The organism is Bradyrhizobium sp. USDA 4486, assembly GCF_054057995.1.
In genome coordinates this window covers 6,226,188-6,242,551 of sequence record NZ_JBSRZV010000001.1, presented here as the reverse complement: position 1 = coordinate 6,242,551, position 16,364 = coordinate 6,226,188, and the positions used below count along the sequence as shown (strand labels likewise).

Here is a 16,364-nt window from a genome sequence, read left to right as displayed (position 1 = left end):
CACGTCCCCAGCCGGAGAAAAGCCGTGACCCGCCGCCGCCAGATCGTCCTCCTCACCACCACCATCGCCGCTGCCGGCCTCGCGCTCGGCGCCGCACGGGCCCGCGACGTACCAAAGGTCGCGACCGGGTTCGTCGCCGACATCCTGTGCTCGGAGACGTTCGTCTCCGGCCTCGACCCTCGCCGCAACTTCACCGAGACCAACGACGCCATGCCCGGGACCGGGCTGATCACCTGGGCGATGGACTATCACGTCGACCGCGCGCGCAAGGACGTCACCGTGACGCTGTTTGGCGTCGGCCGCAGCCACGCCGTCTATCGCGAGGGGCTCGGCTGCACGCTCGAGCACGGCAGTGGCATCACCGACGTCGCGCCACCGCCGGACGAGAGGCAGCCCGCGCTATTGTCGGAGATCGCCGGCCCTTCGATCGTGCCGCCGCAAACTCCCGAGCTCGCTGCGGCGCTCGATCGCGCCTTCACCGAGCCCGCGCAGCCGCCCTACCGCCGCACCCGCGCGATCGTCGTGATGAAGTCGGGCCGCATCATCGCCGAGCGCTACGCCGACGGCACCGGGCCGGAGACGCCGCTGCTCAGCTTCTCCATGACGAAGTCCATGATCTCGGCGCTCATTGGAATCCTCGTGCGCCAGGGCAAGCTGAAGCTCGACGCGCCCGCGCCGGTCGCAGCCTGGAAGAATGCCGACGATCCACGCCGTGTGATCACCGTCGATCAGCTGCTGCGCCATACCGCGGGCCTCGCGCTCGGCAGCTCGCTGCAGGCCTCGCTCGGTTCGGCGTTCGAGCCAGTCAACCGCATGAAGTTCATGGAGACCGACATGGCGGCCTATGCCGAGAGCATTCCGCTTGCCACCGCGCCGGGCACGGCGTGGAATTATCACGACGGCAACATGCTCATCCTCTCGCATCTGATCCGCAATGCCGCCGGCGGCAGTCCCGCAGATGCGCTCCGCTTTGCGCGCCGCGAATTGTTCGCGCCGCTCGGTATGCGCCATGTCACGCTCCAGCTCGACGGTTCAGGCACGATCGAGGGCTCGAGCGAGATGCTCGCCTCCGCGCGCGACTGGGCGCGCTTCGGCCAGCTCTATCTCGATGACGGGATCGTGGGCGGCAAGCGCATCTTGCCGGAGGGCTGGGTGAACTATTCGGCCACGGCGACGCCGGGCGGATGGGTCGGCATCGGCGCCGGCTTCTGGACCAACCAGGGCGACAGCTTTGGCGCCAACTTTCGCGTCACACACGGCTGGCCGCGCGATGCCTTCTTCGCCAAGGGCACGATCGGGCAGTACACCATCGTGATCCCGTCCGAGAAGCTGGTGATCGTGCGGATGGGCCGCTCGCCGAACTGGCCGCCGGAAGCAGACGGCGTGTTCGATCTCGTACGCGATGTGGTGGCGGCGACGCACCCCACCTCTTCCCCCTTGCCCTGTTTGCGGCAGGGGAATCGCACATGAAGTTCACGGGACTGTCTGCGGGCTTGCTCCGCCTCTCCCGCTTGCGGGAGAGGCCGACGCGCTCGCAGAGCGCGGCGGGTGAGGGCTCTTTCCTCTGGGGGATTATCCCGTTGCGGAGACACCCTCTCCCCAACCCTCTCCCGCAAGCGAGAGAGGGAGCCCAGTGCCGATGCCGCCGCATCGTGCAAGCCATATGCGATTGCCCTGCCGCTTGAGGGGAGAGCGTTGGGGTGAAGGGGAGTCTCCGCGAGGGAGGTGAGAGTCGGATTCGCGGAGAGTTCGCGCGCATTCCACGCAAGCGGGGCGAGGCGAAGAGACGCCTCCTACCTCGCAAGCTCCGTCGCCTGCGCCACGCGGTCGAACCGCTCCAGCGTCATGATCGCGTCGGCAAACTTCTCCGCCCGCGCGTTCAGCACCGGGCGGGCCAAGGTCAGAAACTTCTGCTGCATGGCCTGCGTGTCGGGAAACGACGTCGGCTCGCCGGAGGGATCGGCGTAGAGCCGCTCATGGACGCCATCATCCGTGGTGATGCTGACGCGCGCGCCGAACGGATGGGTGCGGCCGACCTCGAGCCGGTCGTCCTGCACCACGTCGAACTTGTCGGCGAGCGCGTCGATGGCGGCGTCGCCAAGGCGGTTGTAATCGTCCCAGCCGAACGAGCCCTGATCGAGCGCGAGCGCGCCGGTGAAGAACATCGAGAACTGACCGCCGACGATCGAGCGCGGATGGCGCTTGGTGGCCGCATCGCCGGTCAGGGTGATGCCGTTGCGATGCAGGCCGATCTCGACGCGCTTGACCTGGTCGGGGGTCAGATTGTGGTCGCGCCGCATCGCGATCAGCGCGTCGATCGCAGCATGGGTGTAGCGGCAGCTCGGATAGGGTTTGACGCCGATCTTCATGGTCTCGTAGCTCTTGCCGAGCTCGGCCACCGCCTTGTCCGGATGCGCATCGTCGGTGTAGCCGGCGAGCAGGCCGTGCTTGCCTTCGACCGATTCGGTCGACCCGACGAAATCATTGCGCGCCAGCGTCGCGGCGATCACGCCATTCATCGCGGCGGCGCCGACCTGGTAGCGCTTGTTCCAGGCGCCGTTGACCAGAAATTGCAGCGAGCCCGCGGCCTGGCTGCCGGACACGCCGAAGGCGGAGATGATCTGCTTCTCGGACAAGCCGAACAGCTTTCCAGCCGCCGCGGCGGCGCCATAGATGCCGGCGGTCGCGGTCGGATGGAAGCCGCGCGCATAATGCGAGGTCGGGTCGAGCGCGTTGCCGAGCCGGCAGCACACCTCATAGCCCGCGACGATCGCGGTCAGCACGTCGCGCCCGGACGCGCCGACCATCTCGCCGACGGCAAAGGCGGCCGGAACCACCGGCGCACTCGGATGCAGCGATGAATCGGCATGGGTGTCGTCGAAGTCGAGGGAATGGCCCAGCGCGCCATTGAGCAGCGCTGCGACCGCCGGCGTCCAGGTCTTTGTGTCGCCGAACACGGTGGACTCGCCCTTGGTGTCGAGCGCGAGCGCCTCCAGCATCTTCAGGATCGAGGGGGTGGATTCCGCCTCGCTGCGAGCCCGGATGGCGCTGCCGAGGAAGTCCAGCGTCAGCACCTTGGCGCGATCCAGCACCTCCGCCGGAATATCCTGGTATTTCAGATTGACGACATAGGCGGCGAGCGTTGCGGTTTCGTGGGCCATCGTGTTTCCTCGTTTTGGCGCGCAAGTTAGGCGGGCTGATTTGGCCTTTCAAGCCGCCTTGCTTCCGCGGGCATCAGCTATGCTTTGGCTTGGTTGCGAGGGACTGGAGCGGGGCTTCTGACGATGACATTCGCGAAGAAGGCTTTCGAGCGGATCCGGTCACGACGCACGCAGCTGGGACTGGCGATCCGCGTCACCGTGGCCGCGACCGCGGCCTATGCGATCGCCACCGCGTTGCATCTCTTGCTGCCGCTCTGGGCTGTCCTGACCTCGCTGATCGTGACCCAGATGAGCGTCGGGCGCTCGCTGAAGGCGACGCGTGACTATGTGCTCGGCACCATCGGCGGCGCGATCTATGGCGGCGCCATCGCGATCCTGATCCCCTACTCGAGCGAGGCGGGTCTGCTCGGCCTCTTGGTGCTCTCGGTCGCCCCGCTCGCCTTCATCGCCGCGATCAATCCGAGCCTCAGCGCCGCGACGGTGACGGCCGTGATCGTGCTGCTGGTTCCGACCATGCATCACTCCGATCCCATGACCTCGGCGATCGACCGCGTCAGCGAGGTCGGCGTCGGCGCGGTCACCGGATTGCTCGTGTCGTTCCTGGTGCTGCCCTCGCGCGCGGTACGGCAGATCCGCGCCAGTGCGGCAAAGCTGCTCGAGCTGATCGCCGATGCCTTCACCGAGCTGCTCGCCGGCCTGACGCGCGGCCGCGACAACGACGCGCTGCACCGGATCCAGGACGGCATCGGCACCGCGATGGTCGGCATGAACGCCATCGGCGCCGAGGCCGAGCGCGAGCGCGCCGCGCGGCTGTCGAGCGGGCCCGACACGGGTCCCTTGCTGCGCACCGTGCTGCGGCTGCGCCATGACGTCGTGATGATCGGCCGCGCCACCGTGGTGCCGCTGCCGGTCGAGGTGCAGATGCGGCTCGCTGCGCCCCTGACGGAGGTCTCCACGGTGATCGCGCGCTTCCTGCGCGCGGCCGCTGCGGCCTTGCGCGAGGGCGCCGGCGCGCCGCCGATCCATCCCGTCCACGTCGCGCTTCAGCACTATGCCGAGGCGGTCGCCGCCGTGCGCCAGGATGGCCTGATCCGCGGCCATCCCGGCGACACCGCGGAGCGTTTCTTCGCGCTCGGCTTCTCGCTGGAGCAGATGCACCAGAACCTCTGCGATCTCGACCGCGTCGTCGGCGAATGGTCGGAGGCAGCAAGCGGCAAGTCCGCGCGCGTGGCGGAGTAGGGCAATGGCACATGGAAGCGGCTTCCCTGCGGCCATCCTTCGAGACGCCCGCTTTGCGCGGGCTCCTCAGGATGAGGACGGAGTGCGTGGCCGCCATTTCAGCAGGCTCCGATCCCGATTAGCCTCATCCTGAGGAGACCGCAGAGCGGTCGTCTCGAAGGACGAGGCGCTTGCTCAGGCCGTGCAAGTAGACAGGACGCAGGTTCACCGCGAGATCATATTGCTCGACGAGCCTCAGCGTTTTCGGCAGCGCCAGATAGCTGAAGGGACTCCGGTAGGAGTAGAAGAGCTCGACCGACAGGGTCATCGGACCGGCTCCACGATGTCTGCCATCATGCTGCGGGCCACGAGCTTGTGGAACGGTACGATCAACGTGAGATACGCACGTCCGAGCAGATTGTTGGTCCGCACCAACGTGGTCAATGTCACGCGCCGGTCCACCGCCTCGCCGGTGACGTCAACCACGACGCGAAAATCGAGATGGTAGTCGTCAAACCCGGCGATTAGCCGCTCCGGCGTCTCGCTCAGCACTGGAAACAGGCCGATCATCCCGTGCGGAGCCGGAGCACCCTCGCCCGACGTCTTCAGTCCGAAGGGTTTCACCAGGATGTTGCGCAAGCGCGTCAGCGCATCGATCCAGCGCGGCCCGTGCAGCACCATTTGGGTGCAAGCCTCGCGGGCGCTCAATTGCCTCGCGCCGACCTCGACACGAAAGGCATCGATGAACTGGGCGCCCGACAGCAGCGCGCCGGCATCGACATTAGGAGCGACTTCGCGGACGGTCCCGATCATCCCGCCATTTTGCGCGTCAGCATGTGGAAGCGCAAGATCAGGAGGCCGGCATAGACGAACGTCCCGACCGAGAACCCGATCCAGATGCCGACCGCGCCGAAGCCGGCGTTGAAAGCCAGCACCCAGCCGACGGGAAATGCCACGCACCAATAGCCGATCGCCGCGAACACCAGTGTCATCCTGGTGTCATTGATGCCGCGCAGCGCGCCGCCCATGATGGTCTGCAGGCCGTCGGCGATGAAGAAGGTCGCGCCGACCACCAGCAGCGTCGCCGTCAGCTCGACCGTTGGCGCGCTGGCCTCGCCGCTGCCGAAGAACAGCCGCCCAACCTGATAACGGCCGCTGATGATGACGACAGTCAGGGCGGAGACCAGGACGATGCCGAGCAGGGCCGCGACGAGGCCCGCGCGCGTGACCGCAAGCGGCTCGTTGCGGCCGAAGGCCTGGCCGACCCGCACCGTCGCCGCCATGCCGATGCCGAGCGGCACCATGAACAGCACGGCGGTGATCTGGAGCGCGATCTGGTGCGCGGCGATCGCGGCCGTCGAGATCAACCCCATCAGCAATGCCGCCGAAGAGAACAGGCCATATTCCAGCAGCAGCGAGAACGAGATCGGCGCGCCGACGACGATGAGCTGGCGCATCAAGGGCCAGTCGATCCGCCAGAGATGGGCGAGCGGATGATAATCCGCGAACGGCTTGCGCCAGGCGGCGATGGCGAGCGCGGCGACGAAGGTGCCGAGATTGACCAGCGTGGTCGCAAGCCCCGCGCCGAACAGGCCGAGCTCGGGCAGGCCGAACAGGCCGTGGATCAGGCAATAAACCAGCGCGGCATTGACGGGGATCGCCGCAATGGTGATCCACAGCGGCGCCTGCGGCCGGTTCACCGCGCTCATCATGCTGCGCAGCGCGATGAAGCCGAGTGCCGGCGCGATGCCCCAGGCCAGGCCGTTGAGATAGCGCTGGGCGAGCGCGGCCGATTGCGGCGCCTGGCCGAGCACCAGCAGGATCTGCTCGCCATAGAGCGGCGAGGCCATCATCGGCAGCGAGATCAGCAGCGCGGCCCACAGCCCGACGCGCAAGGAGCGGCGGATCCGCCTGACATCGCCGGCGCCGAATGCCTGCGCCGCCAACGGCGACACCGCGGACATCAGGCCGAGCCCGAAGGTGAAGCTGACGAAATAGACCGTATGCGCCAGCGCGGCCGCGGCGACAGAATCCTCGCCGAGCCGCCCAATCAGCGCGAGATCGGTGGTGATCATCGCGATCTGGCCGAGCTGCGTCAGCATCATCGGCACGGCCAGCCGCAGCGTCTCGACCAGTTCCTGCGCGAGATGGTTCTGCGGCACGCCGGCCTGCGGCCGCGAATGATGTTGGACGGTGTCGAGCATGGCGGGTGAATAGCACAGCCGCTGGTCGAAAACATGGCTCTCGGGTCCCGGACGCGTGAAGCGCGAACCGGGACCCAGGAGTCACGAGTGTAGCTCTTTGCCGTATGGGCCCCGGCTCAGCAGCGCATCACCGACGTGCTGCGCCGCGTCCGGGGCACGAGATGGGTGAGGGATGCTCTATCAGCGAGCTCGAAACCGTAGCCGCAAGTTGAAACATGGCTCTGGTGTCCCGGACGCGCGAAGCGCGAGCCGGGACCCAGGAGTCACGAGTGTAGCTCTTTGCTGTATGGGCCCCGGCTCAGCAGCGCATCACCGACGTGCTGCGGCGCGTCCGGGGCATTTCTGAAAGTGGAAGCGGCCTCACCCCTTCCGCTCCGGCACGCGCTTGATCTTGGCGCCGAGCGCGTTGAGGCGCTCCTCGATGCGCTCGTAGCCGCGCTCGATCTGGTCGGCGTTGTTGATCGTCGAAGTGCCCTCGGCGCACACCGCCGCGAGCAGCATGGCCATGCCGGCGCGGATGTCGGGCGAGCTCAGCGTCGCGCCGTGCAGCCGGCTGGGACCGGCGATGATGGCGCGGTGCGGATCGCAGAGCACGATGCGCGCGCCCATCCCGATCAGCTTGTCGACGAAGAACATCCTGGATTCGAACATCTTCTCGAACATCAGGATCACGCCCTCGCATTGCGTGGCGGTGACGATCGCGATCGACATCAGATCGGCCGGGAAGGCGGGCCAGGGCTGGTCCTCCAGCTTCGGCACGTGGCCGCCGAAATCGTCCTGGATCTTCAATGTCTGGTTGGAGGGCACGATGAGATCGTCGCCCTCGACGCGGCAGACGATGCCGAGCCGCTCGAACCCCATGCGGATCGAGCGCAGATGCTCGACGCCGGCGCGCGTGATGCGCAAGGGCGAGCGCGTCACGGCGGCAAGCCCGATCAGCGAGCCGACCTCGATGTGGTCGGGCTGGATCCGGTAGGTCGTCCCGCCCAGCGTCGCCGCCCCATGAATGGTCATAGTGTTGGTGCCGATGCCCTCGATCCTGGCGCCGAGCGCGACCAGGAAGTTGGCGAGGTCCTGCACATGCGGCTCGGACGCCGCGTTGCGCAAATAAGTAACGCCGTCGGCGGCGACCGCCGCGACCAGCGCGTTCTCGGTCGCGGTGACGCTGGGCTCGTCCAGGAACACGTCAGCGCCCGTCAGCCTCGGCGCGCGGAACTCCAGCCGGTCGGTCGCGGTGACTTTGGCCCCGAGCTGCTCCAGCGCCAGCACATGCGTGTCCAGCCGGCGCCGGCCGATGACGTCGCCGCCGGGCGGCGGCAGCATCAATTCGCCGCAGCGCGCCAGCAGGGGACCGGCGAGCAGGATCGAGGCGCGGATGCGCACGCAGAGCTCGGGATCGAGATCGGCGGCGCGAATGCTCTTGGCGTGGATGTGAAGCGTGTTGCGCTCGATCCACTCCGCCGCCGCGCCGACCGAGCGGACCAGCTCGACCAGCGTCTCGGTGTCGCGGATCCGCGGCACGTTCTGAAGCGTCACCGGATGCTCGGTGAGCAGGGCGGCCGCGATGATCGGCAGCGCCGAATTCTTGTTGCCGGACGGCTCGATCGAGCCCGAGAGCCGGTGACCGCCCTCGACGATGTATTGGATGGGCGCCACTTGGTTCTGTCCTGTTGGGGGCCGGGCTGTTTCGGGCGGAAACTACAGAGAATCGCGCGCGGGAGCAATTGTGGTGGGCGCTATTGCCGCTCCGAAACGGCTGTTGATCCCTCATGGTGAGGCGCGCGGAACGCGCGGATCCGGACGATGCTTCGCATTGGCGGGCCACGCCGACCTCCCGCACGCAAGCGGGAGAGGTTGCAGCGAGCCCTCGGCTTAACCGGCCTCAGATATCGATCGTCGCGCTGAGCGAATGTTCCTGGATGAAGTCGCGGCGCGGCTCGACCACGTCGCCCATCAGCTTGGTGAAGATGTCGTCGGCCTCGTCGACCTCCTTGACCTTCACCTGCAAGAGCGAGCGGGCCTCGGTGTCGAGCGTGGTCTCCCAGAGCTGCTCCGGGTTCATCTCGCCGAGACCTTTGTAGCGCTGCAGTGTGATGCCCTTGCGCCCCGCATCGGTGACCGCCTCGAACAAATCGACCGGGCCGTGCACCACGTGCTCGCTGTCCTTGCGCCGCAGCTTGCCGGAGCGGGCGTAGACGTCCTGGAGCTTGGTCGTGTACTCGTCGAGCTTGCGGGCCTCGGCCGAGCCGAGCAACGCGTCGTCGATCACGGCCGCTTCCTTGACGCCGCGCACGGTGCGCTCGAACACAAAACCCTGGCCCTCGACGAATTGCCCGACCCAGCCGCGCTCGACCTCTTCGGCCTGGTTGTCCAGCCGGCTTGCCATGTACTGCGCGGCGGCCGTCGCGTTCTCGGGATTGCCGTAGATCGTCTTGTTCAGCACGCCGGTGATGGCGGCTTGCTCAACCACCTTGCGGTTATAGCGGCTGTGCAGATTGCGCAGGATGCTGCGGACCACGCGGGCGTCGTCGACCAGCGCGCGCAAATCGCGCCCCGAGCGGTCGCCACCGGTGCCGGGGATGTACACGCAGTCGTCGAGACCGGCGTCGATCAGATAGTCTTCCAGCGCCCGCTCGTCCTTCAGATATTGCTCGGACTTGCCGCGCGAAACCTTATAGAGCGGCGGCTGGGCGATATAGAGATAGCCGCCGTCGATGATGTCGCGCATCTGCCGGTAGAAGAAGGTGAGCAGCAGCGTGCGGATGTGAGCGCCGTCGACGTCGGCGTCAGTCATCACGATGATCTTGTGGTAGCGCAGCTTCTCGACCGAGAAGTCGTCGCTGATGCCGGTGCCGAGTGCCGTGATCAGCGTGCCGATCTGTTCCGACGACAGCATCTTGTCGGGGCGGACGCGCTCCACGTTCAAGATCTTGCCGCGCAGCGGCAAGACGGCCTGGAATTCGCGGTTGCGGCCCTGCTTGGCGCTGCCGCCTGCCGAGTCACCCTCGACGATGAAGAGCTCGGATTTGGCCGGATCCTTTTCCTGGCAGTCGGCAAGCTTGCCGGGCAATGAGGAGACCGAGAGCGGGCTCTTGCGCGTCAGCTCGCGCGCCTTTCGCGCGGCCTCGCGCGCGGCGGCCGCCTGGATCACCTTGCCGACGATCATCTTGGCCTCGGACGGGTGCTCCTCGAACCAGGCCTGGAGTGCCTCGTTGAGCACGTTCTCGACCACGGGGCGCACTTCCGAGGACACCAGCTTGTCCTTGGTCTGCGAAGAGAATTTCGGATCCGGCACCTTCACCGACAAGACGGCGGTGAGGCCTTCGCGGCAATCGTCGCCGGTGAGCGCGATCTTTTCCTTCTTGGCGTTGGCCTCGGCATAGCCGTTGACCTGGCGCGTCAGCGCGCCGCGGAAACCGGCCAGATGGGTGCCGCCGTCACGCTGCGGGATGTTGTTGGTGAAGCACAGCACGTTCTCATGGTAGCTGTCGTTCCACCACAAAGCGGCCTCGACGCCGATGCCGTTGGCCTCCGAGCGCACCATGATCGGCGTCGGCACCAGGGCCTTCTTGTTGCGGTCGAGATATTTGACGAACTCCTCGACGCCGCCGGAATAGTACATCTCCTCGCGCTTCTCGACGGCGTGGCGCATGTCGGAGAGGGCGATGTGGACGCCGGAATTGAGGAAGGCGAGCTCGCGCAGGCGGTGCTCGAGGGTGGCGAAGTCATATTCGATGTTCTTGAAGGTCTCGGTCGAGGCCAGGAACGTCACCTCGGTGCCGCGCTTGCCGGGAGCATCGCCGACGACCGCCAGCGGTGCCACGGCATCGCCATGGGCGAACTCGATATAGTGCTCCTTATCGTCGCGCCAGATGCGAAGCATCAGCTTGCTCGACAGCGCGTTGACGACGGAGACGCCGACGCCGTGCAGGCCGCCGGAGACCTTGTAGGAATTCTGGTCGAATTTACCGCCGGCGTGGAGCTGGGTCATGATGACCTCGGCCGCCGAGATGCCTTCGCCCTTGTGGATGTCGACCGGAATGCCGCGGCCGTCGTCGCGCACGGTGACGGAATTGTCGGCGTTGAGAATCACCTCGACGCGCGTGGCGTGGCCCGCCAGCGCCTCGTCGATGGCGTTGTCGACGACCTCGTAGACCATGTGGTGCAGGCCCGAGCCGTCGTCGGTGTCGCCGATATACATGCCCGGGCGCTTGCGGACGGCATCGAGACCCTTGAGCACGCGGATCGATTCCGCACCGTAATCGCTCGCGTTGGAGGGCTCGTTTTCGGCACGCGGCTGCCGAGCTGGTTCTGTCATGAGAGGCCTTCGAGATGTCGCCCGAATCAGCGGCGCAAAAGGCGCTGATTTGAGGTTATTTGTGCCATGAAAGAGGGCCTGCGCCTAGCGCAAAGTATCTTCCGGCAACCCTTTGGGAAGATGGGGTTTTTTGACCGATTTTCAAGGCCGGTGGGAGCCGATTCTGGGCGCTGCAAAAAGCGCGAATCGAGGTCGTGTTCCGGGGCTCTCGAAGGCGGTGTTTTCACGGGATCGGTGAGGCTGTCCGAGGATCTTCCAGTAAACGGTTCGGGGGGCCGAAAGGACGTGGTTCACCTCTCCGTCGGGAGAGGTGAACCACGTGCGGCGCCCACGCGCTGGCGCTGGCCGCGAGCACGCAGAGGCGAGGCCGCACACGAACGCCCGCCATCGTGCCGGGATTTTCGTCCCGAGCCTTACCGTCCGCATCTTGCTCTCCAAGGATATCAAGGATGTCGCGCTTGATGTGATCGCGCGATTTGCAGCGGCTGCGACAGCGTCGGCGCGGCCTCACAGAGCTAGTCGCCGCGGAAAACGGCCGGGTTCAATGCCAAGGTCTATCGCCGGGCCGAGACTCGTCCGCTCTCGACGTCAAACACTTCGCCGCCGGCGCCGATCTCGGCGAAGGCGGCCGGGTCGGCGCCGGTCAGCCAAACCTGCGCGCCGAGCTTGCGCAGCTCGTCGAACAGCGCCGCGCGGCGGTTCGGATCAAGATGCGCGACGACCTCGTCGAGCAGCAACAGCGGCACGATGCCGGTCATCTCGGCGACCAGGTTCGCATGCGCCAGCACGAGGCCGATCAGCAGCGCCTTCTGCTCACCGGTCGAGGCGTCGCGCGCCGGCATGCTCTTCGGCGCATAGACGACCTGGAGGTCGGTGAGGTGTGGACCGTCGGTGGTACGGCCGGCGATGGCATCGCGCGGCCGGTTGTCGCGCAGGATCTGGCGGTAGCGGTCCTCCACCGAGGTCGCGGTCTCCTCGAGCAGCGCGTTCTCCATCCAGCCGTCGAGCGCGATCTGCGCCGACGGAAATGCGGAGGCCTGCGCGCGTGCGTTGAGCATGCCGGTGAGCCGTGCGGCGGTCTGGCCGCGCGTGGCCGCGACCGCCACAGCGAGCTCGGCGGTCTCGCGCTCGATCGCGTCACACCAATGGTCGTCGTAATTGCGCGTCTCGAGCAGGCGGTTGCGCGAGCGCAGCGAGCGTTCGAGCGCGTTGATGCGGCTGGAATGCTCGTTGTCGATGGCGAGCACCAGGCGGTCGAAGAAGCGCCGCCGCTCCGAGGCCGCGCCCATGAACAGCCCGTCCATCGCCGGCGTCAGCCACACCATGCGGATATGGTCGCCGAAGGCGGCCGCCGAACTCACCGGCTCGCGGTCGATGCGGCAGCGCCGGCTCACGGTGGCATCGGTGCGCGGCGGCTCGATGCCGGTGCCGAGCGTCGCCAGCCCCAGCGCGCCCTCGACTTGCGCCGACACCGCCCAGGAGCCGTCGCCCTGGTTGTCGGCGACATCTTCCAGCGTGGCGCGCCGCAGGCCCCGTCCCGGCGACAGGAACGAGACCGCCTCGATGCAATTGGTCTTGCCCGCCCCGTTCGGCCCGACCAGCGCCACCATGTCAGCCGCCGTCTCGAGCCCCGCCGCCCGGTAATTGCGAAAATGCGTCAGCGTCAGGCGGTGAATGCGGGAGGGGGTCATCTTAGCTCGTCATTGCCGGGCAGTGCCTTCCCCCCTTGTGGGGGAGGGTGGCGCCTCACGAAGTGAGGCGACGGGTGAGGGGTATCTTACCGCCCGGCAAGCTTTGCAAGGATATCCTCCAGCACAGAGGTGGGCTGCTGTAGCACGTCGTTGTTCCAATAGCGCAAAGTCCAAAACCCTTCGGCGGCAAGCACGGCCTCACGAGTCGCGTCCTTCCGTGATTCTGCGTGTTGGCTTCCGTCGATCTCGATCACCAGCGATTTCTCGAAGCAGACAAGATCGAGAATGTAGTTTCTGAACGGCACCTGTCGACGAAACTTGAATGTGGAGAGCCGACGATCCCTCAGCAAGCGCCACATTGCCCTCTCTGCGTCCGTCGGCTCGTGCCGCATGTTCTTCGCACGTTGGCGGAGATGCTTGGGAATGGCCGATGGGACGGATCCTGCGGCATCAACCCCTCACCCGACCGAATATATACCTGCCTGCGGAGCTGCCCTCTCCCACAAGGGGAGAGGGCCCGACAACGCGCATCGCGCTTTTTCAAGCCGAGGAACTGGTGCTTTACCCTCGCTCTCTGCGAGAGAGGGTGCCGACGCGAAGCAGCGGCGGGTGAGGGGTTGTCTCCGATGTCCGCGAGGAGCACGCCTCTCACACCCGCATCGGCATCAGCACGTACAGCGCGCTCTTGTCGTCGCGGTCTTGCACCAGGGTCGGGGAGCCGGGGTCGGCGAGCCTCAAGGTGGCGACGTCGCCTTCGATCTGGGCGGCGATGTCGAGCAGATAGCGGGAGTTGAAGCCGATATCGAGGGCGTCGGAGGCGTATTCGACCTCGAGCTCTTCGGTCGCGCTGCCCGAGTCAGGATTGGTCACCGACAGCACCAGCTTGCCCGCGGACAGGGAGAGTTTCACGGCGCGGCCGCGTTCGCTGGAGATCGTGGAGACGCGGTCGACCGCGTTCTCGAAATCCTTCTTGTCGACGACGAGCTCCTTGTCGTTGCCTTGCGGGATCACGCGGCCGTAGTCGGGGAAGGTGCCGTCGATCAGCTTTGAGGTCAGCACCACGTTGCCGATGGTGAAACGGATCTTGGCCTGTGACAGCTCGATGGTCATCTCGGCTTCAGTGTCCTCGATCAGGCGCTGCACTTCGCCGACGGTCTTGCGCGGCACGATCACGCCGGGCATGCCCTCGGCGCCCTTGGGCTGCACCAGGTCGAGCTGGGCGAGGCGGTGGCCGTCGGTGGCGACGCCGCGCAAGGTGGCGGCCTTCGCGGTGCCTGCGGCGTGCAGGTAGATGCCGTTGAGGTAGTAGCGCGTCTCTTCCGTCGAGATCGCGAACTGGGTGCGGTCGATCAGCCGCTTGACGTCCTTGGCGGCCAGCGAGAACGAATGCGACATGTCCCCGGCGGCGAGATCGGGGAAATCATTCTCCGGCAGGGTCTGGAGCGTGAAGCGCGAGCGGCCGGCGCGGATCGCCAGCACCGCGCGGTCGCCGTCGGCCTCCAGCACGATCTGCGAACCATCCGGCAGCTTGCGCACGATGTCGTAGAACATGTGCGCCGGCACGGTGGTGGAACCGGCGGTTGCGGTTTCCGCAGCGAGCGTTTCCGTCACCTCGAGGTCGAGGTCGGTCGCCTTCAGCGACAATTTCGCATTCTCGGCCCGGACCAGCACGTTGCCGAGGATCGGGATCGTGTTGCGGCGTTCGACCACGCGGTGGACATGGCCCAGCGATTTCAGGAGTTGCGCGCGTTCGACCGTAACCTTCATTGCACTACTCGCCCGATCCCCAAGGAAAACACAGCATTGAGAAGGCCGGGCGGCGGGACGCGCGCCTCGGCACCGAAGATCCCCGAAAGCCGGATCATCCAGCCGATATGACCAAAGCCCTCAGGGTCGCGCAAGGTGGCGCGGAAAGCCCCCGGATTCAAGGGATTGGGGGGTGGTTCCCCACGATTTACCGATGTTTTCGTGCCGAAGCTCAACGCCCTCGTCAGGGGCACGGACGTCTCCGCGCGTCATGGCCGGGCTTGTCCCGGGCATCCACGCCTTTCCTCGCGGCACCAAGAACGTGGATGCCCGGGACAAGCCCGGGCATGACGATCTCCGATGCAGGCTAGGATGCAGTCAGCCCTGCGCAGAAAGAAATAGGCGTTTATTCCTGAAGCTGGCGCTTCAGCGATTCCACTTCCTCCGAGAGCGCGGTGTCCTTGGAGACCAGCGCCTCGATCTTGCGCACGGCATGCAGCACCGTGGTGTGGTCGCGTCCGCCGAAGCGGCGGCCGATCTCGGGGAGCGAGCGCAGGGTCAGCGTCTTGGCGAGATACATCGCCACCTGGCGCGGGCGCACCACATTGGCTGTGCGGCGCGACGACAAGAGGTCGGAGCGGCTGACATTATACTGCCGCGCCACGACGCGCTGGATGTCCTCGATCTTGATCCGCTTCGGCTCCTGCGGCCGGACCAGGTCGCGCACTTCGCGCTCGGCCATCTCCAGCGTCACCGGCTGGTTGTTGAGCTTGGAGTGGGCCAAGAGGCGGTTGATCGCGCCTTCGAGGTCGCGGCCATTATGGGTGATGGTGCGCGCCAGATAATGCAGCACCTCCTCCGGCACGTCGAAGGTCGCATGATGGGCGCGGGCCGCCGCGACGCGCGACTTTAGAATGCCGTGGCGCAGCTCCTCGCCGAGCGAGCCCATCTCGACCACGAGACCACCGGCGAGACGCGAGCGGACGCGATCATCTAAGCTTTCGAGATCGGACGGCGGACGGTCGGCCGCGATCACGACCTGACGGCCGGCGTCGATCAGCGCGTTCAGCGTGTGACAGAATTCGGCCTGCGTCGACTTGCCTTGAAGGAATTGCAGATCGTCGATGACGAGCACGTCGATGCCGCGCAGCGCTTCCTTGAAGGCCAGCGCCGTCTGCGTCTTCAGCGCGGCGACGAAGCCGTACATGAATTTTTCCGCGGTGAGATACAGCACCTTGCGCTCGTTGCCGGAATTGCCGGCCCAGGTCACGGCCTGGAGCAGATGCGTTTTGCCGAGGCCGACGCCGGCATGGATGTAGAGCGGGTTGAACATCACGGCGTCGCCGCGACGTCCCTCTGCGACCTGGCGCGCTGCGGCATGCGCCAGCGTGTTGGAGCGGCCGACGACGAAGCTTGCAAAGGTCAGGCGCGGATCGAGCGGCGAGCCGCCGAGCGCATCATGATTGGCCGAGACCGGCGCGGTCGCGGTCGAGCGCAATTCCGGCGCCGGCGCGCGGCGCGTCTCGACTGGCACGGGCGCTTCCTTCGGCGCCGCCAGCGGGCGCACCGCGGAGCGGACGGTGAGATCGATGCGATGCACTTCGGGCATCTCGGCCTGCCAGCACGACAGCACGCGCTCGGCGTAATGGGCCTGGATCCAGCTCTTCAGGAAGCGGGTCGGAACCGACAGCCGTACGCTCTCGTCCTGCACGCCTTCCAAATCCATGCGCGCAAACCAGCTCGTATAGACGTCTTCGCCAACGTTCGAGCGCAGCCGGTTCTTCACGCGCGACCAGCGATCCTGTTCCGATGTGTTCATCGTCAAAAAACTTCTCTTGGGAGATTTAGTTGCGTGGTGAGCGCCATGCAGAGTTCCTGCCATCAGGGGTTCTGTCATGGCGCGACCTCAGAGCGAGTCCAGCCTCGGGCATGGCTCGACCGTTCGGCGTGAACGCCGCGTCCGGTCAGCGATGTCAGAGATGGAGGGTTCGCGAGGTCAGCGCGTACTCGGCGCTCCGTCGCAGGC

10 protein-coding genes and 2 pseudogenes are annotated in these 16,364 nt (G+C 66.4%); 2 read left to right on the top strand and 10 right to left on the bottom strand.

What is annotated here, in order from left to right:
- The first annotated feature begins 24 nt into the window (after positions 1-24).
- Positions 25-1,470 carry a serine hydrolase domain-containing protein gene (locus tag ACVWY3_RS29415; RefSeq protein WP_456841599.1) on the top strand — a complete coding sequence of 482 codons (1,446 nt, stop codon included), beginning with the start codon at positions 25-27 and terminating at the stop codon, positions 1,468-1,470.
- A gap of 323 nt (positions 1,471-1,793) precedes the next feature.
- On the opposite strand, the gene ACVWY3_RS29410 is transcribed toward ACVWY3_RS29415, so the two are convergent.
- Positions 1,794-3,161, bottom strand: coding sequence for an MmgE/PrpD family protein (locus ACVWY3_RS29410; RefSeq protein ID WP_456841598.1), 1,368 nt, complete (start codon positions 3,159-3,161; stop codon positions 1,794-1,796).
- A gap of 123 nt (positions 3,162-3,284) precedes the next feature.
- Between ACVWY3_RS29410 and ACVWY3_RS29405 the strand changes: the two genes are divergently transcribed.
- On the top strand, positions 3,285-4,400 hold the full coding sequence (locus tag ACVWY3_RS29405; protein WP_456841597.1) for an FUSC family protein: 1,116 nt from the start codon (positions 3,285-3,287) through the stop codon (positions 4,398-4,400).
- Positions 4,401-4,587: 187 nt separating this feature from the next.
- Here the strand turns inward: ACVWY3_RS29405 and ACVWY3_RS29400 are convergent.
- The 9 genes and pseudogenes from ACVWY3_RS29400 to dnaA form a co-directional block, all read right to left on the bottom strand.
- Positions 4,588-4,707 (bottom strand): annotated as a pseudogene (locus ACVWY3_RS29400) (2-hydroxychromene-2-carboxylate isomerase); the annotation flags it as partial.
- Complete coding sequence (locus ACVWY3_RS29395) at positions 4,704-5,192, bottom strand: DUF2867 domain-containing protein (RefSeq protein ID WP_456841596.1); 489 nt, start codon at positions 5,190-5,192, stop codon at positions 4,704-4,706. The pseudogene ACVWY3_RS29400 and the gene ACVWY3_RS29395, both read right to left, overlap by 4 nt.
- Complete coding sequence (locus ACVWY3_RS29390) at positions 5,189-6,583, bottom strand: MATE family efflux transporter (protein ID WP_456841595.1); 1,395 nt, start codon at positions 6,581-6,583, stop codon at positions 5,189-5,191. Before ACVWY3_RS29390 ends, ACVWY3_RS29395 begins: the two co-directional genes overlap by 4 nt.
- Before the next feature lie 360 nt (positions 6,584-6,943).
- Complete coding sequence (gene murA / locus ACVWY3_RS29385) at positions 6,944-8,239, bottom strand: UDP-N-acetylglucosamine 1-carboxyvinyltransferase (protein WP_456841594.1); 1,296 nt, start codon at positions 8,237-8,239, stop codon at positions 6,944-6,946.
- A gap of 226 nt (positions 8,240-8,465) precedes the next feature.
- Positions 8,466-10,901 carry a DNA topoisomerase (ATP-hydrolyzing) subunit B gene (gene gyrB / locus ACVWY3_RS29380; protein ID WP_456841593.1) on the bottom strand — a complete coding sequence of 812 codons (2,436 nt, stop codon included), beginning with the start codon at positions 10,899-10,901 and terminating at the stop codon, positions 8,466-8,468.
- Positions 10,902-11,455: 554 nt separating this feature from the next.
- Entirely contained in the window at positions 11,456-12,592 is a 1,137-nt protein-coding gene (gene recF, locus ACVWY3_RS29375; protein WP_456841592.1) for a DNA replication/repair protein RecF, read from the bottom strand.
- A gap of 86 nt (positions 12,593-12,678) precedes the next feature.
- Positions 12,679-13,043 (bottom strand): annotated as a pseudogene (locus ACVWY3_RS29370) (endonuclease domain-containing protein).
- A gap of 197 nt (positions 13,044-13,240) precedes the next feature.
- Complete coding sequence (gene dnaN / locus ACVWY3_RS29365; protein WP_456841591.1) at positions 13,241-14,359, bottom strand: DNA polymerase III subunit beta; 1,119 nt, start codon at positions 14,357-14,359, stop codon at positions 13,241-13,243.
- 385 nt (positions 14,360-14,744) lie between these two features.
- Complete coding sequence (dnaA, locus tag ACVWY3_RS29360; RefSeq protein WP_456841590.1) at positions 14,745-16,157, bottom strand: chromosomal replication initiator protein DnaA; 1,413 nt, start codon at positions 16,155-16,157, stop codon at positions 14,745-14,747.
- Between the last annotated feature and the right edge of the window lie 207 nt (positions 16,158-16,364).